At 73.4% G+C, this 25,798-nt stretch carries 29 protein-coding genes, 1 tRNA gene and 1 pseudogene; 22 read left to right on the plus strand and 9 right to left on the minus strand.

Annotation, left to right across the window (positions count from 1 at the left end; translation table 11 throughout):
• Positions 1-7: 7 nt before the first annotated feature.
• Positions 8-610 (minus strand): 5-formyltetrahydrofolate cyclo-ligase, encoded by a 603-nt coding sequence (locus IEX42_RS13935; RefSeq protein ID WP_229660865.1) that lies wholly within the window; start codon positions 608-610, stop codon positions 8-10.
• A 23-nt stretch (positions 611-633) separates the two neighbouring features.
• On the opposite strand from IEX42_RS13935, the gene IEX42_RS13940 reads away from it, so the two are divergent.
• The 7 genes and pseudogenes from IEX42_RS13940 (at position 634) to IEX42_RS13970 (ending at position 6,307) form a co-directional block, all read left to right on the plus strand.
• Positions 634-2,064: a UTP--glucose-1-phosphate uridylyltransferase gene (locus tag IEX42_RS13940; protein ID WP_188780317.1), complete on the plus strand. Its 1,431-nt coding sequence runs from the start codon at positions 634-636 to the stop codon at positions 2,062-2,064.
• Positions 2,065-2,074: 10 nt separating this feature from the next.
• A complete protein-coding gene (gene glp, locus IEX42_RS13945) occupies positions 2,075-3,319 on the plus strand; it encodes a molybdotransferase-like divisome protein Glp (protein ID WP_188780318.1) in 1,245 nt (414 codons plus the stop codon).
• 404 nt (positions 3,320-3,723) lie between these two features.
• A pseudogene (moaC, locus tag IEX42_RS13950) lies at positions 3,724-4,185 on the plus strand (cyclic pyranopterin monophosphate synthase MoaC); the annotation flags it as partial.
• The gene (locus IEX42_RS13955; RefSeq protein WP_373286192.1) at positions 4,178-4,699 is read left to right on the plus strand and encodes a MogA/MoaB family molybdenum cofactor biosynthesis protein; all 522 of its coding nucleotides are present in this window, start codon (positions 4,178-4,180) and stop codon (positions 4,697-4,699) included. The pseudogene moaC and the gene IEX42_RS13955, both read left to right, overlap by 8 nt.
• Before the next feature lie 98 nt (positions 4,700-4,797).
• On the plus strand, positions 4,798-5,307 hold the full coding sequence (locus tag IEX42_RS13960; protein WP_373286203.1) for a GNAT family N-acetyltransferase: 510 nt from the start codon (positions 4,798-4,800) through the stop codon (positions 5,305-5,307).
• Positions 5,308-5,385: 78 nt separating this feature from the next.
• The gene (sepX, locus tag IEX42_RS13965) at positions 5,386-6,174 is read left to right on the plus strand and encodes a divisome protein SepX/GlpR (protein WP_444543251.1); all 789 of its coding nucleotides are present in this window, start codon (positions 5,386-5,388) and stop codon (positions 6,172-6,174) included.
• A gap of 60 nt (positions 6,175-6,234) precedes the next feature.
• Positions 6,235-6,307, plus strand: a tRNA-Ala gene (locus IEX42_RS13970).
• Positions 6,308-6,384: 77 nt separating this feature from the next.
• On the opposite strand, the gene IEX42_RS13975 is transcribed toward IEX42_RS13970, so the two are convergent.
• Complete coding sequence (locus IEX42_RS13975; RefSeq protein ID WP_188780321.1) at positions 6,385-7,194, minus strand: CPBP family intramembrane glutamic endopeptidase; 810 nt, start codon at positions 7,192-7,194, stop codon at positions 6,385-6,387.
• A 213-nt stretch (positions 7,195-7,407) separates the two neighbouring features.
• Here IEX42_RS13975 and IEX42_RS13980 point away from each other — a divergent pair, with 213 nt between their 5' ends.
• Positions 7,408-7,623 (plus strand): hypothetical protein, encoded by a 216-nt coding sequence (locus IEX42_RS13980; RefSeq protein WP_188780322.1) that lies wholly within the window; start codon positions 7,408-7,410, stop codon positions 7,621-7,623.
• A 28-nt stretch (positions 7,624-7,651) separates the two neighbouring features.
• Here IEX42_RS13980 and IEX42_RS13985 read toward each other — a convergent pair whose 3' ends face one another.
• The 4 genes from IEX42_RS13985 to IEX42_RS14000 all read right to left on the minus strand — a co-directional run bounded on the left by IEX42_RS13985 (position 7,652) and on the right by IEX42_RS14000 (position 10,753).
• Positions 7,652-8,638 (minus strand): NAD-dependent epimerase/dehydratase family protein, encoded by a 987-nt coding sequence (locus IEX42_RS13985; protein ID WP_188780323.1) that lies wholly within the window; start codon positions 8,636-8,638, stop codon positions 7,652-7,654.
• 74 nt (positions 8,639-8,712) lie between these two features.
• On the minus strand, positions 8,713-9,639 hold the full coding sequence (locus tag IEX42_RS13990; protein WP_188780324.1) for an NADP-dependent oxidoreductase: 927 nt from the start codon (positions 9,637-9,639) through the stop codon (positions 8,713-8,715).
• A complete protein-coding gene (locus IEX42_RS13995) occupies positions 9,636-10,097 on the minus strand; it encodes a hypothetical protein (protein ID WP_188780325.1) in 462 nt (153 codons plus the stop codon). Before IEX42_RS13995 ends, IEX42_RS13990 begins: the two co-directional genes overlap by 4 nt.
• Entirely contained in the window at positions 10,094-10,753 is a 660-nt protein-coding gene (locus IEX42_RS14000) for a TetR/AcrR family transcriptional regulator (RefSeq protein ID WP_229660866.1), read from the minus strand. Before IEX42_RS14000 ends, IEX42_RS13995 begins: the two co-directional genes overlap by 4 nt.
• A gap of 90 nt (positions 10,754-10,843) precedes the next feature.
• Here IEX42_RS14000 and IEX42_RS14005 point away from each other — a divergent pair, with 90 nt between their 5' ends.
• From IEX42_RS14005 to IEX42_RS14025, 5 genes are all read left to right on the plus strand, one after another.
• Positions 10,844-11,914: an oxygenase MpaB family protein gene (locus tag IEX42_RS14005; RefSeq protein ID WP_188780326.1), complete on the plus strand. Its 1,071-nt coding sequence runs from the start codon at positions 10,844-10,846 to the stop codon at positions 11,912-11,914.
• 141 nt (positions 11,915-12,055) lie between these two features.
• Complete coding sequence (locus tag IEX42_RS14010) at positions 12,056-12,556, plus strand: universal stress protein (protein ID WP_188780327.1); 501 nt, start codon at positions 12,056-12,058, stop codon at positions 12,554-12,556.
• Positions 12,553-13,020 carry a fluoride efflux transporter FluC gene (locus tag IEX42_RS14015; RefSeq protein ID WP_229660867.1) on the plus strand — a complete coding sequence of 156 codons (468 nt, stop codon included), beginning with the start codon at positions 12,553-12,555 and terminating at the stop codon, positions 13,018-13,020. The genes IEX42_RS14010 and IEX42_RS14015 overlap by 4 nt, the downstream gene beginning before the upstream one ends.
• Positions 13,017-13,394: a fluoride efflux transporter CrcB gene (gene crcB / locus IEX42_RS14020; RefSeq protein WP_188780328.1), complete on the plus strand. Its 378-nt coding sequence runs from the start codon at positions 13,017-13,019 to the stop codon at positions 13,392-13,394. The genes IEX42_RS14015 and crcB overlap by 4 nt, the downstream gene beginning before the upstream one ends.
• Positions 13,395-13,408: 14 nt before the next feature.
• Entirely contained in the window at positions 13,409-13,858 is a 450-nt protein-coding gene (locus tag IEX42_RS14025; RefSeq protein WP_188780329.1) for a CBS domain-containing protein, read from the plus strand.
• Here IEX42_RS14025 and IEX42_RS14030 read toward each other — a convergent pair.
• Positions 13,842-14,186: a DUF202 domain-containing protein gene (locus IEX42_RS14030; protein ID WP_188780330.1), complete on the minus strand. Its 345-nt coding sequence runs from the start codon at positions 14,184-14,186 to the stop codon at positions 13,842-13,844. The two genes, IEX42_RS14025 and IEX42_RS14030, sit on opposite strands and share 17 nt — an antisense overlap.
• Entirely contained in the window at positions 14,187-14,522 is a 336-nt protein-coding gene (locus IEX42_RS14035) for a DUF202 domain-containing protein (RefSeq protein ID WP_229660868.1), read from the minus strand. It lies immediately after the preceding gene.
• A 17-nt stretch (positions 14,523-14,539) separates the two neighbouring features.
• On the opposite strand from IEX42_RS14035, the gene IEX42_RS14040 reads away from it, so the two are divergent.
• Complete coding sequence (locus IEX42_RS14040) at positions 14,540-14,887, plus strand: hypothetical protein (RefSeq protein ID WP_188780331.1); 348 nt, start codon at positions 14,540-14,542, stop codon at positions 14,885-14,887.
• A 119-nt stretch (positions 14,888-15,006) separates the two neighbouring features.
• Here the strand turns inward: IEX42_RS14040 and IEX42_RS14045 are convergent, their stop codons facing one another.
• A complete protein-coding gene (locus IEX42_RS14045; protein ID WP_188780332.1) occupies positions 15,007-16,632 on the minus strand; it encodes a dolichyl-phosphate-mannose--protein mannosyltransferase in 1,626 nt (541 codons plus the stop codon).
• 60 nt (positions 16,633-16,692) lie between these two features.
• Here IEX42_RS14045 and rsmI point away from each other — a divergent pair, with 60 nt between their 5' ends.
• The 8 genes from rsmI (at position 16,693) to IEX42_RS14085 (ending at position 25,760) form a co-directional block, all read left to right on the plus strand.
• The gene (gene rsmI / locus IEX42_RS14050) at positions 16,693-17,544 is read left to right on the plus strand and encodes a 16S rRNA (cytidine(1402)-2'-O)-methyltransferase (protein WP_229660869.1); all 852 of its coding nucleotides are present in this window, start codon (positions 16,693-16,695) and stop codon (positions 17,542-17,544) included.
• Between the two features lie 14 nt (positions 17,545-17,558).
• Positions 17,559-18,443 (plus strand): TatD family hydrolase, encoded by an 885-nt coding sequence (locus tag IEX42_RS14055; RefSeq protein WP_188780333.1) that lies wholly within the window; start codon positions 17,559-17,561, stop codon positions 18,441-18,443.
• 243 nt (positions 18,444-18,686) lie between these two features.
• A complete protein-coding gene (locus IEX42_RS18310; protein ID WP_308422236.1) occupies positions 18,687-19,853 on the plus strand; it encodes a resuscitation-promoting factor in 1,167 nt (388 codons plus the stop codon).
• A gap of 18 nt (positions 19,854-19,871) precedes the next feature.
• A complete protein-coding gene (locus tag IEX42_RS14065) occupies positions 19,872-20,627 on the plus strand; it encodes an IclR family transcriptional regulator (protein ID WP_188780334.1) in 756 nt (251 codons plus the stop codon).
• Positions 20,628-20,666: 39 nt separating this feature from the next.
• Positions 20,667-22,112 (plus strand): CoA transferase, encoded by a 1,446-nt coding sequence (locus tag IEX42_RS14070; RefSeq protein ID WP_188780335.1) that lies wholly within the window; start codon positions 20,667-20,669, stop codon positions 22,110-22,112.
• A gap of 92 nt (positions 22,113-22,204) precedes the next feature.
• Entirely contained in the window at positions 22,205-23,068 is an 864-nt protein-coding gene (gene rsmA / locus IEX42_RS14075; RefSeq protein ID WP_188780336.1) for a 16S rRNA (adenine(1518)-N(6)/adenine(1519)-N(6))-dimethyltransferase RsmA, read from the plus strand.
• On the plus strand, positions 23,065-23,967 hold the full coding sequence (locus tag IEX42_RS14080) for a 4-(cytidine 5'-diphospho)-2-C-methyl-D-erythritol kinase (protein WP_188780337.1): 903 nt from the start codon (positions 23,065-23,067) through the stop codon (positions 23,965-23,967). Before rsmA ends, IEX42_RS14080 begins: the two co-directional genes overlap by 4 nt.
• A complete protein-coding gene (locus IEX42_RS14085) occupies positions 23,967-25,760 on the plus strand; it encodes an ABC-F family ATP-binding cassette domain-containing protein (RefSeq protein ID WP_188780338.1) in 1,794 nt (597 codons plus the stop codon). Before IEX42_RS14080 ends, IEX42_RS14085 begins: the two co-directional genes overlap by 1 nt.
• Positions 25,761-25,798 lie beyond the last annotated feature (38 nt).

The raw sequence follows: 25,798 nt of genomic DNA on the forward strand, positions 1-25,798 counted from the left end.
CGGCGCCTCAGCGCAGCCGCAGCACCCCGTCCTCGGTGGCGACCGCGGTGACGGGACGGTCGTGGGGGGCGTGGGGTACGTCGTCGAGGATCTCGGCGGCGTCGAGCAGCACGCAGGTGAAGGTGCCGACGGGCACCCGGCCGAGGGCGCGGTCGTACGACCCTCCGCCGCGGCCGAGCCGTACCCCGGTGCGGTCGACGGCCAGCCCCGGCACGAGGACGACGTCGGCCGTCGCCACCGCGTCCGCGCCCAGCGGCTCCCCGGCGGGTTCGAGCAGCCCGCGCCCGGCGCGCACCAGCGACTCCGGCCCGCGGTAGACGCCCCAGTCCAGGTCCATGTCCGCCAGCAGCAGCGGCAGCACGACCCGCTTCCCGGCGGCCACGAGGGCGTCGAGCAGGGGGCCGGTGCCGGGCTCGCGCCCCACCGAGACGTACGCCGCGACGGTGGCGGCCCGGCGTACCTCCTCGGTCGCCAGCAGGTGCTCCGCCCGCGAGCGTGCGCGCGCCGCGATCACCGCGACGGGCAGGCGCCCACGCGCCGTCAGCAGCTGGTCGCGCAGCGCGAGCTTGGCCCCCGCGGCCCGATCGTCGGGGAGATGTGCGGCTGCCACGGCCGCAGCCTACGATCGGTGGCATGGGTGACAAGCGCCAGTCGGCCCCCGGTGACAAGGCGGGCGACAAGGCTCTGAAGCGGTGCAAGCAGAAGATGGCCGACGCCGGGGTCGACCCGGTCGCCATCGACACGTTCGCGCACTACTGGCGGCTGGTCCAGCACGGCGAGACGGGCATGATCCCGGAGAGCGCGATCGAGCCGGTCGACATGCCGGCGCTGGCCGACGTCGAGGTCTCCGAGGAGACCGCGAGCGAGGCGATCCGCGCCACCGCCGTCATCAAGCTCAACGGCGGGCTGGGTACCTCGATGGGCATGGACCGTGCGAAGTCGCTGCTGTGCGTACGCCGGGGGATGTCCTTCCTCGACGTCATCGCCCGACAGGTCCAGCACCTGCGCCGCGAGCACGCCGCGCCGCTCCCGCTGATCCTGATGAACTCGTTCCGCACCTCGGCCGACAGCCTGGCCGCCCTCGCGCGGTACGACGACCTCCCCGTCGAGGGGCTGCCGCTGGAGTTCCTGCAGAACAAGGAGCCGAAGATCCTCGTCGACTCGTTGGAGCCGGTGACCTGGCTCGACGACCCCGACCTCGAGTGGTGTCCGCCCGGCCACGGCGACATCTACACCGCCCTGCGCGGCACCGGCCTGCTCGACCGGCTGATCGACGCCGGCTACCGCTACGTGTTCTGCTCCAACTCCGACAACCTCGGCGCGGTCCCGGATCCGCGGGTCGCGGGCTGGTTCGCGCAGTCCGGCGCCTCGTTCGCGATCGAGGCCGTACGCCGCGACGCGAACGACAAGAAGGGCGGGCACTTCGCGCGCCGGCTCAGCGACGGACGCCTGGTGCTGCGCGAGACCGCGCAGACGCTGCCCGAGGACAAGGAGGCGCTCGCGGACCTCGACCGGCACCGCTTCGCCTCGACCAACAACGTCTGGATCGACCTGCGGGCGCTGCGCGCCGAGCTGGACCGGCGTGACGGCATCCTCGGCCTGCCTCTGATCCGCAACGAGAAGACCGTCGACCCCGCCGACAAGCAGAGCCCCAAGGTGCTGCAGCTGGAGACGGCGATGGGCGCCGCGATCGAGGTCTTCGAGGACGCCGCGCTGATCGAGGTCGGCCGCGACCGGTTCGTGCCGGTCAAGAACACCGCCCAGCTGATGCTGCTGCGCTCGGACTGCTACACGGTCGGCGAGGACTTCGTGCTCGACCTCGGCCCCGAGCACACGCCGTACGTCGACCTCGACGGGCCGTACTCCCTGGTCAAGGACTTCGACAAGCGCTTCCCGGCCGGCGTGCCGTCGCTGAAGGAGGCCACGTCGCTGGTCGTCCACGGCGACTGGGTCTTCGGCGAGGGCGTCCGCGTCCGTGGCGACGTCGAGCTCGACGAGCCCGGCGGCCAGCGCCGCGTCGACGCGGGCACGGTTCTCGGCGAGGAAGCTCCGGCTCCGGTCTAGTCTGCGAGGTATGCCTGTCTCACCCGGTCTGACCTCGGTCGACGACCAGCTGCGCTCGATCCTCGACGCACTGGAACCACTGCCGGCCTACGAGCAGCCGCTGCTCGAGGCGATGGGCCTGCCGCTGGCCGAGGACGTCGTCGCCACGAGCGCCCTGCCCGCCTTCGACAACTCCAGCATGGACGGGTACGCCGTCCACCACGCCGACGTCGTGACCGCCTCCGACGACCGGCCCGTGCACCTCCCCGTCGTGGGCGAGATCGCCGCCGGCCGGGCCGGCGCGAAGCCGGTCGCGCTGCAGCCGGGGACCTGCGTACGCATCATGACCGGGGCGCCCGTGCCGCCCGGGTGCGACGCCGTCGTACCCGTCGAGTGGACCGACGAGGGCACGGTCGAGGTGCGGATCACGCAGGCGCCGGACGAGGGGCAGCACGTGCGCCGCCGCGGCGAGGACGTCTCGCCCGGGGACGTGATCCTCGAGGCCGGCCAGATCCTCGGCCCCCGCCAGATCGGGCTGCTGGCCTCGATGGGCCGCCCGGCCGTCAAGGCGCACCCGCGCCCGCGCGTGGTCGTCATCTCCACCGGCGACGAGCTGCGCGAGCCGGGTCGCCCGCTCGACGGCGACGCGATCCACGACGGCAACTCGTTCATGCTGGCGGCGGCGGCCCGCTCGCTCGGGGCGATCGCGTACCGGGTCGGCATCGTCTCCGACACCGGTGACGACTTCGAGGAGGTCCTCTCCGACCAGCTGGTCCGCGCCGACGTCGTGGTGACCAGCGGCGGGGTCTCGAAGGGGGCGTACGACGTCGTCAAGGAGGTCCTCACCCGCTCCGGCGGCGTGCAGTTCACCGAGGTGGGCATGCAGCCGGGCAAGCCACAGGGGTTCGGCTTCGTCGGCGAGGAGCGGGTGCCGATCTTCACGCTCCCGGGCAACCCGGTGTCGTCGTACGTCTCCTTCGAGGTGTTCGTCGTGCCGGCGCTGCGCAAGCTGATGGGTCGCCGCCGGCTGCAGCGCCCGCTGATGAAGGCGACGACCACCGAGGCGATCGGCTCGATGCTGGGCAAGCGGCAGTTCGTCCGGGCGAGGTACGACGTCACGCGGACCGGTGCCACGGTCACCCCCGTCGGCGGCCACGGCTCGCACCTGATCGGCGACCTCGCCGTCGCCAACGCGCTCGTCGTGCTGAACGAGGACCAGTCGGGTGTCGACGCCGGTACGCCCGTCCCCGTGCTCGTCCTCGACCGGGACTTCTGATGTCCGGAGACGACCGAGCCCTCGGCGAGGGACCCGAGGAGGTCTCGACGTCCTCCTTCGCTAGCGCTCAGTCGGGCTCGACCACCTCGGGTGGTCGAGCAGCGAGCGCCAGCGAGCGCGTCGAGACCTCCGCACCCGAGGCAGGGCTGCAGCCACCGTCGGTCGAGCCTGTCGAGACCTCCACCCCTGGCGATGATGGGTCAGCTTCGGGGGTCTCGACGTCCCTTCGACACGACGACCTCGTACCTCGGTCGTCTGCTCAGGACACCGCCTCCTTCGCTAGCGCTCAGTCGGGCTCGACCACCTCGGGTGGTCGAGCAGCGAGCGCCAGTGAGCGCGTCGAGACCTCCGCACCCGAGGCAGGGCCGCAGCCGCCGTCGGTCGAGGCTGTCGAGACCCCGCACCTCACCCACGTCGACGAGTCCGGCGCGGCCCGCATGGTCGACGTCTCCGCCAAGGACGTGACGACGCGCGAGGCCACGGCCACCGGGCGCGTGCTGGTGAGCGCCGAGGTCGTGGCGCTGCTGCGGGCCGGCGACGTGCCCAAGGGCGACGCGCTCGGGGTCGCGCGGGTCGCGGGGATCATGGCTGCCAAGCGCACGCCCGACCTCGTACCCCTCTGCCACCCGCTGGCCATCTCCGGCGTCACCGTCGACCTCGACGTCCACGACGACCACGTCGCGATCGCGGCGACGGTGCGCACCACGGACCGCACCGGCGTCGAGATGGAGGCGCTGACCGCCGTCAGCGTCGCAGCGCTGACGGTGGTCGACATGGTCAAGGCGGTCGACAAGGGCGCGGTGATCGCCGACGTGCGCGTCGAGGCCAAGTCCGGCGGGCGGAGTGGAGAATGGCGCCGTGAGTGAGCACCCACCCGAGGACCCCGCCGGCGAAACCTTGCCCGAGGCGCTGACGGCGACCGTGGTGGTCGCCTCCAACCGCGCCGCGGACAAGGTGTACGACGACACCACCGGCCCGCTGATCGTCGAGGCCCTGGAGGGGCTCGGCTTCGACGTGACCGGTCCGGACGTCGTGCACGACGGCGAGCCCGTCGGTCAGGCGATCCGGATCGCGGTGTCGTCCGGCGCGCGCCTGGTCGTCACGACCGGCGGCACGGGCCTGACGCCCACGGACCGCACCCCGGAGGTGACCCGGGAGCTGCTGGACTTCGAGGTGCCCGGCATCGCCGAGGCGATCCGCCGGTACGGCGTCGACCAGGGCGTGCCGACGGCGGCACTCTCGCGCGGGCTCGCCGGGGTGCACCGCGACGCGCTGGTCGTCAACCTCCCCGGCTCGAAGGGCGGGGTGAAGGACGGCCTGGCCGTCCTCGAGCCGCTGCTGGTCCACGCGGTGGAGCAGGTGCGGGGGAGCGACCACTGACCACGACGTACCCGGTCGACATCTGGCCCGTCGAGCTCCGCGCCGGCGACCTGCTGCTGCGTCCGGTCCGGCGGCGCGACAAGCGGGCGTGGCACCGGCTGCGCAACCGCAACCGCGACTGGCTGCGGCGCTGGGACGCGACGTCCCCGGCCGGGGTGAGCGGGCCGCGCAGCTTCGGCGAGATGGTCTCGACCTACCGCCGCCAGGCGCGTGCCGGCCAGACGCTCCCGTTCATGGTGGTCGTCGAGGGCCAGCTGGCGGGGCAGGTGACGGTCAACAACATCGTGCGCGGGTCGGGGCAGTTCGCCTCGATCGGCTACTGGATCGACGAGGCGTACGCCGGCCGCGGCCTGACCACGCAGGCGGTCGCGATGGTGATCGACCACTGCTTCTACGCCGCCCGGCTGCACCGGGTCGAGGTGGCGATCCGCCCCGAGAACGCTGCGTCCCTGCGGGTCGTGGAGAAGCTCGGGATCAAGGAGTACGGCTACGCCCCCCGCTACCTCCACATCGACGGCGACTGGCGCGACCACCGGCTGTTCGCGGTGACCGTCGAGGAGGTTCCCGGCGGCATGGTGCGGCGACTCCAGAAGGCTCGACCTCAGTAGTCACACGAGTTCACAGACGACACACGGGCCGAGAAGCCGGGTCCGAGCCGCCCGGCTCCTTATGGTCGTCGCGTGGACATGTCAGCGCTGATCTTCGTCGCCCTCGCGGTCGGCTGGGCCGCGTACCTGATCCCCCAGGCGCTGCGCCGCGACCCCGCCGAGGACGTCCCGCTCACCGACTTCGCGGAGTACGTCGACCACGCCGACGCCGCCCGCGTCCTCCCGCGCACCTCCGCGCTGACCCGTGAGGCGCTCGCCGTCCGGGCCGCCTCCGTCGAGACACCCGTCCCTTCGCCGGCCGCGCGCCGCCGCGCGATCCGCGCTGCCCGAGCCTCCGCTCGTCGACGTCGCGTCGTCCTCGTCGGCCTGCTGGTCGTGACCGTCGTCGTCGCCACATTGGCCGTGCTCGGCCAGGTCGCCGCGCTGTGGGTGTGGCTGCCCGGGTTCCTGGTCGCCTGCTGGCTGATCGTGTGCCGCCAGGCGGCACGCACGGCGGCGGCGCGCGTCCCGGCCGCCCCGCCGCTGGTGCACCCCTCCACCCAGGCCGAGGACGTCGAGGCCGTCGTCGCCCCCTCGCTCGCCGCGGCTGCGGTCGAGACCGTGGCCAGCGTCCCCGAGCCCGAGGTCGTCGAGCACGCCGCCGAGGAGCTCGCCGCCGCCCCCGCGCTGTGGGACCCGGTCCCGGTCACGCTCCCGACGTACGTCACCAAGCCCGCCGCGCGGCGCACCGTGCGCACCATCGAGCTCACCGGGGAGGGCGTCACGTCCTCGGGCCACGACGCCGCCGACTCGGCCCTCGCGAAGGGCGCCCGGTCGACCGAGACCGACGAGCCGGCCCAGCCTCAGCGGCGCCAGGCGGCCGGCTGATCCGATTGGGAGGGCCGCCGGTCCCGGTGGTACCTTCGTCGTCGCGCCTTCGGGGCGCATGGGGCTGTGGCGCAGTTGGTAGCGCGTCTCGTTCGCAATGAGAAGGTCAGGGGTTCGAATCCCCTCAGCTCCACCGATCAGAGGTCCGAAGTATCCACGTCGGGACCGGGCCGCTCCTCGTGTCGTCGACACGCGAAGGCGCGACGTGACTCAGGGTGATTCCGGGGTGCTCAGGGCACTCGTCGACCGAGCCGTCTCGATGTGCTTGCGGCGGATCACGAGGAGCGCGCCGGTCACGACATAGGCGAGAATCGCTGCTCCGGACCCGAGGTAGCTTCCTTGGCCGGCGGCGATCGCCGTGCCGGAGATGACGGAGAAGTCGAAGAGACCGTGGACGACCGAGTTGACGGCGTTGCCGCGGCTGACTCGGCGGATCAGGTAGAAGAAGTAGCCCGCAAAGCTGACGGCGACAGCCTGCGGGAGCGCCTTGCTCACTGATCCCGGTCCCAGCGCGTTGGTGAGGTGCACGGCGCCGAACAGGACCGACGACCAGAGCGCGACCTTGCCCTCGCTGAGCTCGTGGAATCGCAGCGAGACGACGCCGATTCCGCGGAACATGCCTTCCTCGCCCCACCCCACGATCTGGGTGGCGACCAGCAGCGCGAGGACGTACCCCAGAGGCTTGGCCGCGAGGTCGCCGTAGTCGATGGCCAGCGCGATGCACGCCACGAAGACCACGGGCACCGCCCACACCCATCGCCGCACCGGCCGGTCGTCGTGCCACACCGGACGCAACCAGCCGAGCCAGGTGATCACCGCGTAGGTGTAGGCGAGCGCGAGACCCAACGGGAGCCACATGAGGACCACGACGTCTCGCGCGGTGTAGATCTCGCCGTCCAGGTCCCAGATCGACGCCGCGGCGTAGCCGACGCCCTTGATGATCGTCAGGTAGCCGACGACCACGGCGATCAGCCCGGGGTACGACAGGTGCCGCGGTCCCTGTCTCGCCGGCGTCGTCACACGGAGAGGCTACGAGTGAGCCGGCCGAGGTAGTCCGTGCACGGCGTGACGACTCGGCGCCGTGTCCGGCTCCCGCGGCCCCACCCTCGAGCAGCCGTACGAGAGCGGCCAGGGGTGCGACGACCGCTTCTCGGTTCGGTCGAGGTCCGAGGCACCGCTTGCGTGCTGCCGATCGGCTGCGGCGGGACGCCGTGGCTCCGTACGCTCCTCCACGTGACCGAGCTGCCCCCGCTCTTGCCGAGCGTCCCCGAGATCGTCGCCAGCCTGCTGGTCGTGCTCGACACGGCCCTCGTGCTGGCGGTGGTCGGCCTCGCGCTGACCGGCCGACTCGGGCGGCTCGGAGCAGCAGGGTGGTTCCTGGTGCTCTTCCTGCCCGTCCTGGGTCCGCTGCTGGTGCTGGCGGCCGGACGGCGACGTACTCCTGTCTGAGGAGCGGGTCGCCCTCGGTTCCGGGCGCTCAGAAGCTCCGTCGCGCCCACTCGGGGTCCTGGGGCATCAGGGTCATGGGGTCGCGGTGCTCACCGGGAAGGTCCTGCTGCGCACGGTCGAGCGCCCGCTCGATCCCCTCTCGCAGCCCCACCAGGCGGTGATCGGCGGGCAGGAGGTCGCGCACGAACTCGTCGTCGGCGCACACCATGTCGTGGTGCAGGCTCTCGACGAGCGACTCGACGGTCTGCTTCGGGACGTCGGTGAGCAGTCCGGCCAGGGCGCCCACCAGGCCCGTCGGCAGCAGCGGGACCGGGATCTGCAGCCGGTGCAGGTCGGCCACCTCGCCGTACGTCGCCACGAGGTCGCCGTACGACAGCACCTCCGTGCCGCCGACGTCCCAGTGCCGTGAGCCGGACTCGACGGTGAGTGCGCCGACGAGCGCGGCGAGTGCGTCGACGGTGGCGATCGGCTGGACGCGGCAGTCCTTCATCCACGTCGGGATCGGCTGGACGGGCAGCCGGGTGGAGATCTGACGGATGATCTCGAAGCTGGTCGAGGCGGCGCCGACGAGCACCGCGGCCCGCAGGGTCAGCGCGGTCACGCCGGCCGCGGAGGTGAGGATCTGCTCCACCTCGAGCCGCGAGTCGATGTGCGCCGACTGGTCCTCGCGAGGGACGTCGGGGACCAGCCCGGAGAGGTAGACGACTCGTCCGACGTCGTTGGTGACGCACGCGCCGGCGAGGTTCTCCGCAGCCTGCCGGTCGGTGCGCGCGAAGTCGGCGTCGCCGAGGTCGTGGACCAGGTAGTAGACGGCGTCCACCCCGTCGGTCGCCCGCAGCACGTCGTCGGCGTCCAGGACGTCGGTCCGTGCCACCTCGACGTGGCTCAGCCACCACAGCGTGTCGGGGTCGGGGGAGGAGGTCGCCGTGATGCGTACGTCGTGGCCGGCGGCGAGGAGCAGCGGGACGAGGCGGGAGCCGACGTACCCGCGGGCGCCGGTGACGAGGACCTTCATGCGGTCCGGACAGCTGGGGTCATGGGTCGATCCTTGCAGCCGGACGTCTGCTGCTCACCGTCTCCAGGGGTGGGTCACAGGACCAGCGCGACCTTGCCGCCGGGATGACCGGTCTGCAGGAAGCGTGCGGCGTCGAGCGCGTCGGCCAGCGGGTAGGTCCGCGCGACCGGGACGACCAGCCGACCCTCGCCAGCCAACCCGATGAGGTGGGCGCGGACGCCGTCGCGGTACGCCGCGCTCGCCGGGAGCGAGCCGCGCACCCACACGATCCCGTCCGTCTCGGCCCGCCCGGCGTTCGCGATGGTCACGATCCGCTCCCGGTCGGCGACGAGAGCCAGCGAGGCGTCGACTGCCTCGTCGGTGCCGACGCAGTCGAGAGCGGCGGCGTACGGGCCCAGCTCGCGGGCCCGCTGCTCCAGCCCGCTGCCGTACGCGAGGGGCGTACCGCCGAAGCGGCGCACCTCCTCGAACCGGGACTCGCTCGCGGTGCCGACGACGCGCACGCCGAGCAGGGCCGTCTGCTGCAGCAGGCTCACCCCCACCGCGCCCGAGGCGCCGTGGACGAGGACGGTGTCGCCCTCGCTCACCCCGGTGACGTGCAGCATCTCGGCGGCGGTGGTGCCGGCGAGGAGCAGGTTGGCGGCCTCGGGGTACGACAGCCCCGCCGGCTTGGCGAAGACGTCGCGGGCGGGGACGACCATCTCCTCCGCCCACCCGCCGTACACCCGGAAGGCGAGCACCTCCTCGCCCACCGCACCCCCGCCCGAGGCGATCTCGGTGCCCGGCCCGAGTGCGGTGACCACGCCGGCGATCTCGTAGCCGACCGGCTTGGGGAAGTCGGCCGCGTCGCCGCTCGCGACGTGCTTGTAGTCGGCCGGGTTCATCCCGGCGGCGCGGATCGCGATGCGGACCTCGCCGGATCCCGGGTCGGGGACCTCGTGGTCCTCGAGCTCGAACACGTCGAGCTCTCCGGGCGAGCGGGCGACCCAGCGCAGCGTCATGCCCCCATCGTGGCACCGGTGCGCCGCTGCCTGCGCTCCCGGACACGGTTGACCAGCCCGGTCGCCAGCACCCCGGCACAGAAGGCGGGGAAGAGCGCGATGAGCCAGAAGACCCACGACTGCGAGCCCTGCGTGTCGAAGAACGTCGGGTTCTCCGGGTCGTAGTGCACCGTCACCGTCGGGTCCGAGCCGTCCTCGGGGCACGCGTCCTGGCTCGGTGCCTTGCCGCCGAACTCGGTGCCGTCGACGGTGAAGCTCAGCCGGCCCACACACTTCGGCCCGCCGTCCGTGCTCACCGTGTGGGAGTCGTTGAGACGACCGGTGGTCGTGCCCGTCTTGGTGTTCTCGGCGAACCCGGCCACGACGAAGAACGCCGCGGCGACGATGCTGACGAGCAGGAGGAGGACGGCCCACGGCCAGGCAACCCGGCCACCGGTCGTGTCCGGCTTCTCGCTCACGACGCGGGCACCAGCGCCGCGTCGGGGTCCAGCGCGACGCCGCCGCGACGCAGGATGCCGTCGGCCAGCACCCAGATCCACGCCGACAGGTCCTCGGTCAGCTCCTCGTGGTCGAGCTCGCCGGGCGCCTCCAGCCACCGGGCGGTCGCCGCCTCGACCAGCCCCACGATGCCGTGGGCCAGCGGGTCGGCGGCGCGGGAGGAGACCTCCAGGGCGTCCAGCCAGGTCCGCATGAAGTCGGCGAGGTGGCGCCCGATCGCCCGCTGGAGATCGGCGATGCCGGCCGGCGCCTGTCCGGCGAGGTAGCGGTAGAGGTTGCCGTGCGCGGTCAGCCAGGCCACGTGGGCGCCGACCACGCCCTCGATCATCTGCCGCGGCGACCCGCTGAGGTCGAAGACCGGCGCCAGCTCGGCGGTGAGCATCGCCTCCACCCGCGCGGCCACCGCGCCGCGCAGGTCCTCGGCGTCGTCGAAGTAGCGGTAGAGCTTGGTGCGCGAGATGCCCAGCCGCTCGGTCACCTGCGCCGGCGTCACGTCCGGCCCCTCGTCGTCCACCAGCACGAGCACCGCGTCGACGAACTCGGCGCGGCGCCGCTCCCGCTGCCCGGCCCAGCGCGCGGCCCGGCCGTCGGTGGGGATCGCCGCCGAGTCGCTCACGGCTCGAATCCTACGGAAGCGCTTGCCAGTGACGCGACGTCACAGTAACTTGTCCGGTACGCGACGTACCAGTTGTCGAGAGGACCGATCATGACGCTGAGCAGGACGCAGGACCGACCCACGCTGGACCAGATGATCGCCACCCCGGCTGCCGACCACGGCTTCTTCGGCCCGGGCTCGGTGACCTGGCGCGTCTGGAGCCACCCCGTCTCGGTCAACGTGGGGTTCATGCGCTCGGTCGTCATCCAGCACCTCGACCCCTTCCTCGCCGCGTCGGTCGACGCCAGCGGCCAGGTCGAGGCGCGCACGGCGCTGCGCTACGACCGGACGATGGAGTACTTCGCCCAGGTCGCCTTCGGGGACGCCGAGACGGCGCTGAGAATGTCGGAGATCCTGGTCAGGATCCACTCCCGCGCGGTGGGCACCGAGCCGGTGACCGGGCGCCCGTTCGACGCCAACGACCCCGACTCCCAGCTGTGGATCCACGTCACCGCGTGGCACTCGATCCTCTACTGCTACGAGGTCTTCGGGCCGGGCCGGCTGAGCGCGATCGACGAGGCCGCGTACTGGCAGCAGTGCGCGATCGCCGCCGAGCTGCAGACCATCGACCCCCGCGACGTGCCGCGCACCCGCGCGGGCGTCCGGGCGTACTTCGAGGACTACCGGCCGCGCCTGGTGACCACGGAGCCCGCCCTGCGGCTGATGGACTTCCTCCTCGACCTGCAGAGCCACCTGCTGCCGCAGGTGCTCCCCGGGCCGCTGCCGCGGATCGGCAACGCGCTGGTCCGCCACGCGACCATCGCCACCATGCCGCGCTGGATGCGCCCGCTGGTCGGGGTCGAGCAGTCGCCCGCCGTGGACGCGGCCGCGATCGCCGCGACCCGCACCGCGATGAGTGCACTGAAGCGCGACCCGCGCCGGATGCTGGAGGTGCTGGACAGGCTGACCCCGCGCACCACGCCGATCCTCGCGCCGGCGCTGATGGGCACGCCGAGCGCGAACCCGGTGACCTACACCCCGACGGAGGCACGTCGCGTGTTCGGCCACGAGCAGACCCCCCGGGAGATGTACGACGACATCCTCGCCGCCCGCCGGGCGGGCGAGGGTCCGGCGCCGTACACGCACGGGCACACCGACGAGCTGCTCAGCTTCACCGGCTGACGCCGTCGGCGTCACGCGTGCCATGATCGACTCGACGCGTGCGGCGTCGCGGCGGTGGGGCCCACCGCACCCAACCTCGGTCGTCTGGCCGACAACGGTCCCTGTCTGAGACCGACGCACGCCCGCAGACAGGAGACCCCGATGAGCGGCAACCGGACCCTCGTGGTCGGCGTGGAGCCACAGCAGAGCCCGACGGTGGTGCAGGCCGCCGCCGCGCTCGCGGTCCGACTCGGTGCCCGGCTGGTCTGCGTCCACGCCGACGCCGGGCGCGTCGTGGTCGGCGAGGAGGACGGCACCGAGGTGACTGCGCCGGTCGACCCCGACCTCGAGGACACGGGACCGGCAGCGTTCCCCGAGTCGCTGCGCGAGCGCGTCGAGCACGCGCTCGCCGTCGAGGGTGCCGCCGGCGAGGCGCGCGAGGTGGCGGGGGAGCCGGGGGACGCGCTCGCCCGGGTCGCCGACCTGCTCGACGCGGAGATGATCGTCGTCGGCACGAGACGGCCCGGGATCCGAGGAGCGATCGGGGAGTTCTTCGAGGGGTCGGTGGCCGTCCACCTCTCGCACCGCCAGCACCGACCGGTGCTGGTCGTGCCGCAGGCCCCGCAGGTCGACGGGCTGCTTCCGTGGCAGGAGGACCGGTGACCGGCCGCGAGGAGCTGCCCCTCGACAGCGACGTCGAGGTCGAGGAGTCCGCGAACCGGCTGCGGCCGGTGCACCTGAGGCTGCGCTTCGTGCTGCTCGTCGCTCTCGGGGGCGTCCTCGGCACCGCCGGTCGTGAGGGGCTGGCGCTGCTGCTCCCCACGACGCACGTCCCCTGGGCGACGTTCACCGTCAACCTCGTCGGCGCCTTCGTGCTCGGCGCCTTGCTGGAGGCGCTGCTGCGTCGCGGCGAGGACCACGCGCACCGCCGCGCGATCCGGCTGAGCGTCGGCACCGGGGTGCTGGGCGGCTTCACGACGTACTCCTCGCTGGCGACCGACACCGTGCTGCTGCGCGACGACCCGGGCACGGCGCTGGCCTACGCCCTGGGCACCGTCGTGCTCGGTGTCCTCGCCACGGCGGCGGGCGTCGCCGTCGCCAGCCTGGTGCCGGAGGGTGAGCGGTGACGCCGGCGCTCTTCGTCGGCCTCTGCCTCGCCGGTGGCGTCGGCGCGGCGCTGCGCTTCGTGGTCGACGGGCTGGTGCGGGAGCGTACGAGCGGCACGTACCCGGTCGGCACGACGCTGATCAACCTCTCCGGGTCCCTGCTGCTCGGTCTGGTCACCGGTCTCGCCGCCTCGGCCGTGGTCTCCGACGACCTCCGTCTCGTGCTGGGCACGGGGCTCCTCGGCGGCTACACCACCTTCAGCACCCACTGCGTGGAGACCGTCCGGCTGGCCCAGGAGCGACGCTGGCGGGCCTCGACGCTGAACGCGCTGGGCACGCTGGTGCTCGGGGTGGCGCTCGCGGGCCTGGGGTACGCCCTCGGCTCCGCCGGGTGAGTAGCGTCTGAGCCGTGGGCACCGTCGACCTGGGCGCGTACGCCGACCGCACGGTCGGTCAGGTCATGGTGCGCTCGCCCAAGGTGCTGGCCGCCGACGCGACCGTCGGCGCGGCTCGCGAGGCGCTGCGCGACGACCACGTCCACCTCGTGCTCCTCGTCGACCCGGACGGTCGGCTGGTGGGCACCGTGGTGCGCGACGACCTGTCGGGGGTGACCGACGCAGCCCCCGCGATCGGCGCCGGGACCCTGCGGGGTCGCGTGGTCCGGCCGACGTCAACGGTGCGTGAGGTGCTGCCACTGCTGGAGGGCGCCGTCGCCCGCCGTCTCGCCGTGGTCGACGGGCAGGGCGTCCTCGTCGGGCTGCTGTGCCTCAAGCGCAGCCGGCGCGGGTTCTGCGACGACGCCGGTGTCGCGGCCCGGGCGGCCGAGCGAGCGGAGACGCGGCTCAGCCCGGCACGCTGACCACGACGGCGACCGCCGTGCCCAGGCAGAGCGCGGTCAGCGCCGTGCCGAGCGCCACGACCGCGACCGTGCTCGGGCCGGGACACGTCGTGGAGCGCCGTACCCGGCGACCCCGGACCGCGGCGTGGGTGCTGGCCGCCGCGGCGATGACGAGGGACGCGGTCAGCAGGGTCAGCCCGACCGGCTGGGGGAGACCGCCCTCGTGGTGGACCACCGCGAGCACCCCATTGACCAGCAGCGCCAGCGCGGTGCGGTTCCACGCCAGGCTGGTGCGCTCGAGCGCCAGGCCCGGGTCGCGGTCGAGCAGGTCGCTCGGGACGAGGCCCACTCAGGCGATCCTGACGACGGTGACGACGACCACCGCCGCGGCGACCAGCGCGAGGCCCGCGGCGAGGACGTACGGCGAGCGCCCCTGGCGTAGCGGCGCGCCGGCGCGGATGTCGCGCTCGGCCTGGACCCAGCGTCGTACCCCGGCGACCGCAGAGGCCGCAGCGAGCAGGGCCAGCACCACCGCGCAGACCTCGCGGAACGGCCGCGACCCCAGGTCCGGCGCGAGCTGGACGACCGCGACCGCGGCTGCGAGCAGCGCGAGGCAGGTGCGCATCCACGCGAGGAAGGTGCGCTCGTTGGCGAGGGTGAAGCGGTAGTCGGGCTCGTCGCTCACGAGCACCACGCTAGGGCATGGCCTTCCGGGTGCACGGTGTGAAGGAGACCGGACCGTCGTACTGTCGCCACGTGGAGGGTGAGGCGCTGCGCCGGGCGGTCGACGCCGCGATGGTGCCCATGGTCGCCTCGCTCGGGGGAGCGGGGGTCCTCGACGCGCACTGGCTGCCCGATCGTGCCGGCGAACCCGTCGTCTGGCTGCGGGTGCGCACCGAGATCCAGCGGGTCGAGCTCCAGGCCCAGGCCTGGCTGCTGCCGCAGGTGCAGGTGCTGCTCACGCGCCTGTCCGTGCCGTACGCCGTGATTGCGCGGCTGCGCCTGGAGGTCACCTCCGTCGAGGCCGAGGACGACTTGCTCAACGGCTGACGCTCGCGCCGGAACCGCGTCGTCCTTCCCGCGACGTACCCGCGCTTCCCATGAGTGATGACCCGTGGGACCTGCGGGTTCGTCTGCATACCGTGGGCGAACCGCGACCGCCTGCCGCCTCAGATCCAGCGCTTGAACCAGATCCGGTCCAGCCAGTCGGGCGTGGTGATCAGCGCGTCGGTCCAGATCGGCCAGAACCAGCCGAAGAGCAGGACCACGACCAGCACGTACGCCCCTGCCGCGAGTGCACCGACCCGTCGGCGCACGGCGGACGCCCCTCGCGGACCGAGGACCCGGCCGAGGACGAGCACGAGCCCGAGGATCAGGAACGGCTCGATGACGATCGCGTAGTAGCTGAAGATCGGCCGGTCGTCGTAGCGCAGCCACGGCAGCCAGGCGGTGAGCGCGCCGACCAGCACGACGCCGTACCTCCAGTCGCGACGGCCGAACCACCCGGCGACGGCGTACGCGAGCGCCGCGGTGCCGCCCCACCACACGGCGGGGTTGCCCAGCAGCAGCACCTGGCGCAGGCAGGTGCTGTCGGTCGCTGCGGTGCAGCCGTCGACGCCGGGCTTGATGTCGAGCTGTGCGTCGACGCCGACCGGACGGCTCAGCAGGGTCCAGCCCAGCGGGTTCGACTGGTACGGGTGCGTCGCCTGCGCCAGCCCCGGTCCGGTGTGGAAGGAGTAGACGTCGTGGTGGTAGTGCCACAGCGAGCGCAGCGATCGCACCGCCTCGGCGAGGAAGCCGTGCGTGTCCTGCTGGAGGTAGGAGCCCCAGTACGGGCCGTACTGCGTGTTCGACAGCGCGTCCTCGTAGACCGAGGCGTGCAGCAGCCAGCCGGTCCAGGTGGCCGTGTAGATGACCACCGGCAGCAGCACCAGCCAGCCGAAGGCCGGGAGCGCGTCGACCAGCGCCGAGCGCAGCCAGGCCTCCCGGACGCCGATCCGCCGGCGCGCGCCGGCGTCCCAGGCCCACACGAGGAGCCCGAACCCGGCGATGAGGAACACGGTGCTCCACTTGGTCCCGCAGGCCAAGCCGAACCAGACGCCGGCGAGGACCCGCCAGGGGCGCAGCAGCATCCGGCGCACGGGCCCGAAGCCGTCGCGTACGCCGTCCGGCGCGAGCTCGGCGAGCCGCGCCCGGCCCCAGTCCCGGTCGGCGACCAGGCAGGCGACGGCGCAGAGCACGAAGAACGCCTGGAAGATGTCCAGCAGCGCCAGCCGGGAGAGGACCAGCTGCAGCCCGTCGAGGCACATCAGCAGACCGCCGACGACGCCGAGCAGCGTGGACCCGGTGATCCGCCGGGCGAGGCGCACCATCACCACCACCATCAGCGTGCCGACGATCGCGGAGGCGAAGCGCCAGCCGAAGGGGTTCATCCCGAACAGGTGCTCGCCGGCCGCGATCAGCCACTTGCCGACCTCGGGGTGCACCACCATCTCGGGGGTGCCCTTCCAGATGCCGGTCGTCTGGCCGCCGAGGATCTTGTCGTTGGCGTCGTCGACGTAGTTCTGGGCGTAGCCGAAGTGCAGCAGCGACCAGGCGTCCTTGGCGTAGTACGTCTCGTCGAACTCGAACGCGTGCGGCCGTCCGAGGTGCCACAGCCGCAGGAACAGCGCGAGGCCACCGACCGCGAACGTGGCCACCCAGCCGGCGACGCGGTCGGAGACGGCGAACGGGCCGGGCGCGGCGCCTTCGTCCGGGACGTCGGCACGCGCCGGAGCGAGCGGGGCCTGGGTCACGCGGGTGCTCCTGGAGGCGGGGGACGGGCTGCGTGCGGGTGGTGCGCGATCATCGTAGGTGTGAGCGACCAAGTGACCGGGGCCGCCGGAGTCCTCGTGCTGGCCGGCACGCCGATCGGGCAGTACGCCGACGCCCCGCCCCGGCTGGCGGCCGAGCTCGCAGGCGCCGACGTGATCGCCGCCGAGGACACGCGCCGGCTGCAGCGGCTGCTCGCCGACCTGGGGGTACGCACCGAGGCGCGGGTGCTGTCGTACTTCGAGGGCAACGAGCAGGGGCGGACCCCGCAGCTGCTCGAGGCGCTGCTCGGCGGCGAGCGGGTGGTGCTGGTGACCGACGCGGGGATGCCGTCGGTGTCCGACCCCGGCTACCGGCTGGTCGCCGCCGCCGTCGAGGAGGGAGTCGCGGTCACCGCCGTCCCGGGGCCGAGCGCGGTCCTCACGGCGCTGGCGGTCAGCGGCCTGCCGGTCGACCGGTTCTGCTTCGAGGGGTTCGCGCCGCGCAAGGCGGGCGAGCGCGCCCGTCTGCTGGCGTCCCTGGCCGACGAGCGCCGCACGCTGGTGTTCTTCGAGTCGCCCCACCGCACCGAGCAGACGCTCCTGGCGATGGCCGACGCGTGGGGTGGCGAGCGGCGCGCGGCGGTCTGTCGCGAGCTGACCAAGACCCACGAGGAGGTCGTGCGCGGGCCGCTCCCGGAGCTGGCGGCCTGGGCTGCCGAGGGGGTGCGCGGCGAGGTGACCCTCGTCGTCGAGGGCGCGCCCGAGCCCGAGCCGGACGACGACCCGGAGAGCCTGGTCGCGCAGGTCGCCGCCGAGGAGGCCGCCGGGACCTCCCGCAAGGAGGCGATCGTGGTCGTCGCGCGGCGGGCCGGCGTCCCCAAGCGCCTGGTGTACGACGCCGTGCACAAGCGGTGACCGACACTGGAGGGGTGACCGAACCGCTCGACCAGCCCGTCCGCACCCGCCGAGACACCCGCTCCGCCGAGCGGCCGCCGGCGCCCGACCCGCTGCCGTACCCGGTCGTCGACAACCACTGCCACCTCGACATGGCGGGCAGCGACGGCGACTGGCTCTCCATCGAGGAAGCCCTGGCCCGGTCCTCGGCGGTCGGCGTACCGCGAATCGTGCAGATCGGCTGCGAGCTGCCGAGTGCACGGTGGTCCGTGCAGGCCGCCAGGGAGTACGACGCCCTCGTCGCCGGCGTCGCGCTGCACCCGAATGAGGCGCCGCTGCTGGCGGAGCGCGGCGAGCTGGACGACGCCCTGGCCGAGATCGCCGAGCTGGCCGGCGACGAGCAGGTGCGCGTGGTGGGGGAGACCGGGCTGGACTACTTCCGCACCGGTGAGGAGGGGCGCGCGGCGCAGCAGGAGTCGTTCCGGCGGCACGTCGTGCTGGCCAAGGACCTGGACCGCACGCTGCAGATCCACGACCGCGACGCCCACGACGACGTGCTCCGGATCATCGACGAGGTCGGTGCGCCGGAGCGCTGGGTGATGCACTGCTTCTCCGGCGATGCCGCGTTCGCGGAGGCGTGCCTCGAGCGCGGGGCGTACCTGTCCTTCTCCGGCACGGTGACGTTCAAGAACGCCGACCCGCTGCGCGAGGCCCTGCGCACGACGCCGACCGACAGGGTGCTGGTCGAGACCGACGCGCCCTTCCTCACCCCGACCCCGCACCGCGGCCGGCCGAACGCGTCGTACCTCGTGCCGCTGACGGTCCGCTCCATGGCCGACACGCTGCAGCACGACCTGGCCGACCTGTGCCGGGCGATCGAGACGAACACGTTCGCGGCGTACGGAGGTCCCTGGGGCTGAGATCGACCCCCACGGGTGGGCACGACAGAGACGCGCGAGACTGGTGTGACGCATGTGTCGTGAGCCCGCTCACCGTCCACAGCCAGGGTTTGCAGAGCCCGTACGTCGTCCGTACGGTCGAGGACTTGTTGGCCGGGAACGGACCGCACGACTCTCCCGGCGTGCCTCCACGTCGGGATCCCCTCCCGAGACGGGTGCGCCGGATCCCTTCCGTGACCCGGAGAGCTCGACGTCTGGATCTGTGTGCGACTTCCGTCCTCCCCCCGTGTCCTGTCCCGCCTGACCCCCAGCGCCCTCCTGGCGCGAGCCCGCGGCGCCCGCCGCGGCTGGGTCGCCGGTCTGGCGGTCCTCATCGTCGCCGCCCTGGCGCTGACCACGGTCGGCTACTCGGCGATGACCAAGGACGTCACGCTCTCGGTCGAGGGCAAGCAGCAGGAGGTCAGCACGACCGCCGACACCGTCGGTGACGTGCTGAAGTCCGAAAACATCTCGGTCGGCTCCCACGACGTGGTCGCCCCGAGCCCGGACCAGCCGGTCGACGACAACACCCGGATCGCCGTGCGCTACGGCAAGCCGGTCGACCTGGACGTCGACGGCCAGAAGTCCACCGAGTGGACGACCGCGCGCACCGTCTCCGACGCCATCGACGACCTGGGCGTGCGGATCACCGGCGCCGACTACTCCCAGAACCGCGGTTCGATCGACCGTGAGGGCTTCGCGCTCACGATCACCACGCCGAAGAAGATCGTGCTCGTCGACGGCGCGAAGAAGCAGCGCAAGGTGACCGTGGCCGCCAGCGACGTCAAGGACGCGCTGGAGAAGCTCGACGTCCCGGCCGACGCGGACGACCAGACCAAGCCGGGGCTCGACGCGACCATCGCCGACGGCACCAAGGTGGTCGTGACCCGGATCCGTACCGCGACCAAGCGCGTGCCGCAGGAGAAGGTCGACGCCGGCACCATCCGCCGCGACGACGACTCGATGGACAAGGGCGACACCGAGACGGTCCGCTCGGGGGTCGACGGGGTCCGCGACGTGACGTACCGGCTGACCTTCCGCAACGGCAAGCTCGACAAGCGCGCGGTCGTCTCCGCGAAGACCGTGAAGCCCGCGCGCAAGGCGATCGTCCGGGTCGGTACGAAGGAGCCCGAGGTCTCGGCGCCCAACTTCGCCTCCGGCAACTCCGTGTGGGACAAGATCGCGGCCTGCGAGTCCGGCGGCAACTGGTCGACCAACACCGGCAACGGCTACTACGGCGGCCTGCAGTTCGACCTGGGCACCTGGCACGCGTACGGCGGCTCCGGCCGCCCGGACCAGCACAGCCGCTCCGAGCAGATCGCGGTGGCCGAGAAGGTCCGCGACGCCCGCGGCGGGTACGGCGCCTGGCCGAACTGCGGCGCCGGGTTCTGATCCGGTGAGCGCCCGGCCGTGACCCCTGTCGACGGTCACGGCCGGCGTGCGCACCACCGCGGTGTCGACCGGGTCGCGGCGATCCTCGAGGAGGTGGCCCGCGCCCCGCGGGGTGCCACGACCGCGGAGCTCGGCCGTGCGCTCGGCGTCCCGGCGAGCACCATCCAGGACCTGGCCAACGGACTGGTCGCGACGGGCTTCCTGCTCGAGCACCAGCACCGCTTCCGGCTCGGGCCCGCTTTGCACGTGCTCACGCTGATCGACGGGGTCCCGCTCCCCGCTCTCTCCCAGGACGAGCTGAACCGGCTGGGCGCCCTGGCCGGTACGACGCTCCTGCTCGCGGTCCGCGTCGGGGCACAGGCGGTCTACGTCAGTCGCGGCGGCCCCGACGAGGTGCCCCGGCTGTCGTACGTCGCCGACGAGCACCACCCCCGCTCGTTGCTGCGGACGGCGGCGGGTCGGCTCCTGGTCGCCCTGGCCGACGAGTCGGAGCGGCGCGACCTGGTCGCCGAGCTCGACCTCGAGGACGCCGAGGCGACCGCCGAGCTGGTCCGTGCGGTGCCGGCGATCCGCGCCTCCCGGGTGGCGCACAGCGACGGCGCCGCCGACCCCGGGGTCTCCGCCGTCGCGGTGCCCGTCACCCGGGGCGGACGCGTCGTCGCGGCCCTCGTCCTGGTCGGCGAGGGCCGCGGGGCTTCGGAGCGGGTACGCCTCGACGGTGCCGCCCGGCGCGTCCTGGCCGCCGTCGACGGCCACGACCACGGATATCCGTGATCTCTTCGCCGACTCCTCTCCTCGCACGAGGGTCGCTGCATGACCACCCACCTCGTACCCGAGACGCCCGCTGCTCCTCCCGCGACCAGTGCCGTCGTACGTGACCTCCTGACGACCCTCGGCGCGCGCGCTGCCGAGTCCGACAAGGTCAGCGTCGTCGGCGGTGACCCGCTCGTCCCCTCCGTGCACCGGCTCGCCGACGCGATGTCCGCCGCGATCGGCGTGTTCGCCCAGCAGACCGCCGCGCTGGGGACCGATCGCGGGCGAGCGCCCCGCGCGGTCACCGTCGACGCCGGCGCCGCGATCGACCAGCTGATGGGCGCCTTCCACACCACCGTCGCCGGGATCCCCGTCCACGGGCTGATGGAGGACCCCCGCCTGCTGGGTGACTGCGACTTCTACCGCACCGCCGACGACAGGTGGGTGTTCGTCCTGACGTCGTACCCGCACCTGCGCGACGCCGCTTGGTCGGTCCTCGGCGACGCGGGGCCGCTGAGCGACCGCACGGCGATCGCGCGAGCGGTCGCGCGCTGGCGCGCCCTCGACCTCGAGGGCGCGATCTGCGCTCGCGGCGGCGTCGCGGCGATGGTGCGTGCGGCCGCCGAGTGGGCGGAGCACCCGGCCGGACGCCACGTCGCGTCGCGGCCGGTGGTGGAGGTCGAGCGGGTCGGCGACGCGCCGCCGGCGCCGCTACCGGTGCTGGGCGAGGACCGCGAGGCGCTCGACGGCGTACGCGTGCTCGACCACACGCACGTGATCGCCGGCCCGGTCGCGGCCCAGCTGCTCGCGCGCAACGGGGCGGACGTGCTCCACGTCTCGCGCGCCGACCGGCCCGACCCGAACGGCATGCTCGTCCTGACCGGGGCGGGGAAGCGCAACGCCTTCTGCGACCTGCGCCGGCCCGACGAGCGGGCGGCGTACGCCGAGGTGCTCGACGGCGCCGACGTGCTGGTCAACTCCTACCGGCACACCGAGCAGTGGGGCGTGCTCGCCGAGCGGCGCGGCCGGACCGACGGGCCGGGGCTGGTCGAGCTGGACCTGCACGCCTGGGGCGAGACCGGTCCGTGGGGTGACCGGGGCGGCTTCGACCAGCTGGCCTGCGCAGCGACCGGCTTCGCGGCGGAGGAGTGGACCGACCGGCCGGCGCTGCCGCCGACGCGCCTGCTCAACGACTACCTCGCCGCCTACCTCGGTGCCGCCGCCGTGGCGTCGGTGCTGCGCCGCCGCGCGGTCGACGGTGGCTCGTGGCGGATCCGGATCAGCCTGGCCGGGGTGTGCACCTGGGTGCAGCGACTGGGGCTGCTGGACCGCGACACGGTGCTCGCGCTGCCGCGTCCGTCCGCGCCGCTCGGTGCGTTGGCGTCGTACGACACCACGTTCGGTCGCGTCGTCGAGCCGGCGGCCCCGTACACCCTCGACGGACGGGCAGTCCCGGACCCGGGGGACCGGCGTCCGCTGGGGACCTCTGCGCTGTCCTGGTGCTGACCGGGTCGGCACGGGCGCGGCGGGCCGGTCCGACGGCAGCCCCGGCCCGTGCCGACTGCGCTCGCCAGAATCGGCTCGGTTAGCCTCGCGGAATGCCAGAGCCCGTCCGTCTGCTCGGCCCGGCCGACGTGCGCGGGCTGGCCGAACGCCTCGACGTGCGCCCGACCAAGCAGCGTGGCCAGAACTTCGTCATCGACGCCAACACGGTCAGGCGCATCGTCCGCGAGGCCGGGGTGAGCGCCGAGGACGTGGTGCTCGAGGTCGGTCCGGGCCTCGGGTCGCTGACGCTGGCGCTGCTCGAGGTGGCCCACCACGTGACGGCCGTGGAGGTCGATCCCGTCCTCGCCGCCGCCCTTCCCGAGACGCTGGCCGAGCGTGCCCCGGGTCGCAGCTGCGAGGTGGTCGAGGACGACGCGATGCGCGTGGTCCACCTGCCCGGCCCCGCGCCGACGGCACTGGTGGCGAACCTGCCGTACAACGTCGCCGTCCCCGTCCTGCTGCACCTGCTGGCCCTCCTGCCGTCGCTGCGGCGCGGACTCGTGATGGTGCAGGCCGAGGTGGCCGACCGGCTGGCCGCGGGCCCCGGGTCGAGGACGTACGGCGTCCCCTCGGTCAAGGCGGCCTGGTACGCCGACGTGCGCCGCGCCGGCGCCGTCGGCCGCTCCGTCTTCTGGCCCGCACCCAACGTCGACTCCGGCCTGGTGGCCCTCACCCGGCGCGAGCCGCCGGTCACGACCGCGAGCCGCGAACGTGTCTTCGCGGTCGTCGACGCCGCCTTCGCCCAGCGGCGCAAGGCGCTGCGACCCGCGCTGCGCGACCTGGCCGGCTCGGCCGAGGTGGCCGAGGCGGCACTGCGTGGCGCCGGGATCGACCCGATGACGCGCGGCGAGCGGCTCGACGTGACCGAGTTCGCCCGGCTGGCCGAGTCCCTCGACGCGACGCTGGACGCGGCATGAGCGGCCTGACCGTCCGCGCAGCGGCGAAGATCAACCTCCACCTCGGGGTCGGGAGGGTGCGCGAGGACGGCTTCCACCCGTTGGCGACGCTCTACCAGGCGGTCGGGATCTACGACGACGTCACCGTCACCGACGCTCCGCGCTGGGACCTCGACGTCCGCTGCCACGAGCGGATCGACGGCTCGGAGGTGCCGCGCGGCACCGACAACGTCGCGGTGCGGGCCGGGCGGATGCTGACCGAGCACCACGGCGTGCGCCGCGCCGCGGCGATCCGGATCGAGAAGCAGATCCCGGTCGCGGCCGGGCTGGCCGGCGGCAGCGCGGACGCCGCCGCGACGCTGCTCGCGCTGGACCGGCTCTGGCAGCTCGAGACCTCCGACGAGGACCTGCTCGCGCTCGCCGCGCGGCTGGGCAGCGACGTGCCGTTCGCGCTCGTCGGCGGGAGCGCGACCGGCCACGGTCGCGGCGAGGTCGTCGAGCGGGTGGAGGACAACGGGACCTGGTGGTGGGTCGCGGTCGAGTCCGACATCGGGCTCTCTACCCCGGCGGTCTACGCGGAGCTCGACCGTGCCGGCGGTGGGGACCCCGCCCCCGAGGTGCCGGAGCCGCTCCTCGCCGCGCTGCGCTCCGGGGACGCCGACGCGCTGGCCGCGGCGGTCGGCAACGACCTGGCCGCGCCGGCGCTGCAGCTGCGGCCGGACCTGCGCGAGGTGCTCGACGCCGGCGTCGCGGCCGGCGCGCTGACGGGGCTGCTGTCCGGCTCCGGACCGACCTGCCTGTTCCTGTGCCGCGACGGCGACCACGCGATCGACGTACGACGCCGGCTGACCGAGGCCGGCCACGAGCGGGTCCAGGCGACGACGGGGCCCGTGGCGGGCGCGCACGAGGTGTCGTACTGATGCCTGCTGCCAATCTCGTCTCGCTGGAGAAGGTCTCCAAGTCCTACGGCGTACGGATCCTGCTCGACGAGGTCTCGCTCGGCGTCGCCGAGGACGACCGGATCGGCATCGTGGGTCGCAACGGTGACGGCAAGACCACGCTGATGAACCTCATCGCCGGCCGCGAGGAGCCCGACTCGGGGCGGGTGGCGCGGACCCGCGGGCTGCACCTGGGCTACCTCGACCAGCGCGACGAGCTCGAGGACACCCACACCGTCCGCGAGGTCGTGCTCGGGGGCCGGGCCGACCACGAGTGGGCGGCGGACGCGACCACGCGCGAGGTGGTCGAGGTGCTGCTGGCCGGCCTCGCGCTCGACCGCTCCGTCGACGGTCTGTCCGGCGGTGAACGTCGGCGCTGCTCGCTGGCCCGGCTGCTGCTCGAGCCGCACGACCTGATGCTGCTCGACGAGCCGACCAACCACCTCGACGTGGAGGCGGTCGCCTGGCTGGCGCGTCACCTGGCTCGTCGTCGTACTGCACTGGTGGTGGTCACCCACGACCGCTGGTTCCTCGACGAGGTGTCCACCCGGACCTGGGAGGTGCACCCGGCGGCGAACGGCGCCGGCGTGGTGGACACCTACGACGGCGGGTACGCCGCCTTCGTCCTCGCGAAGGCCGAGCGGCAGCGCCAGGCCGCCGCGTCCGAGCAGCGCCGGCAGAACCTGATGCGCAAGGAGCTGGCCTGGCTGCGTCGAGGCCCCCCGGCGCGGACCTCGAAGCCGCAGTTCCGCATCGACGCCGCCAACGCGCTCATCGCCGACGAGCCGCCGCCGCGCGACTCGATGGAGCTGCAGAGGTTCGCGACGCAGCGACTGGGCAAGGACGTGCTCGACGTCGAGGACGTCGACCTGACCCGCGGCGACAAGCAGCTGCTCTCGCACGCCACCTGGCGGCTCGGGCCCGGTGACCGGGTGGGCGTCGTCGGGGTCAACGGAGCGGGGAAGTCGTCGGTGCTCGGGCTGCTCGCCGGGCGGGTCGAGCCGCAGCACGGGCGGGTGCGGACCGGTCGTACCGTCGCGCTGGCCGAGCTGACCCAGCAGGTCCTCGAGGTCGACCCGACCGCGCGCGTCCTCGACACCGTCGAGGGTGTACGACGCCTCACCCGCACCGCCGACGGGCGCGACGTCTCCGCCTCCTCGATGCTGGAGCGCTTCGGGTTCACCGGCGACAAGCTGACTGCTCGGCTCGGCGACCTCTCCGGCGGTGAGCGGCGGCGCTTCCAGCTGCTGCGGATCCTGCTCGACGAGCCGAACGTGCTGCTGCTCGACGAGCCGACCAACGACCTCGACATCGACACCCTCAACGTGCTCGAGGACTTCCTCGACGGCTGGCCGGGGACGCTGGTGGTGGTCTCCCACGACCGGTACTTCCTCGAGCGGGTCACCGACTCCACCTGGGCGCTGATGGGAGACGGCCAGCTCTCGATGCTGCCCGGCGGGGTCGAGCAGTACCTCGAGCACCGGCGCCGGCTGCCGGCGCCGACCGGGCCCGAGGCGTCGACGACGGCGACCGCTCCCGCGCCGACCACCCGTGCCGGCAGCGCCGAGGCCCGTGCGGCCCGCAAGGCGATGGAGCGGGCCGAGCGTCAGCTCGCGAAGCTCTCCGAGCAGGAGGAGAAGCTGCACGCCGAGGCGGCCGAGAAGGCCACCGACCACGTCGCCCTCGCCGACCTCTCGGCCCGGCTGGCCGACCTCGCCGCCGAGCGCGAGACGCTCGAGGCCGAGTGGCTGGAGGCCGCAGAGCTCGCGGAGTAGCCGCCCTCTCCGCGAGACGTCGCGTACACGCGACGTCT

This window comes from Marmoricola endophyticus (genome assembly GCF_014644415.1).
GTDB lineage: Bacteria > Actinomycetota > Actinomycetes > Propionibacteriales > Nocardioidaceae > Marmoricola > Marmoricola endophyticus.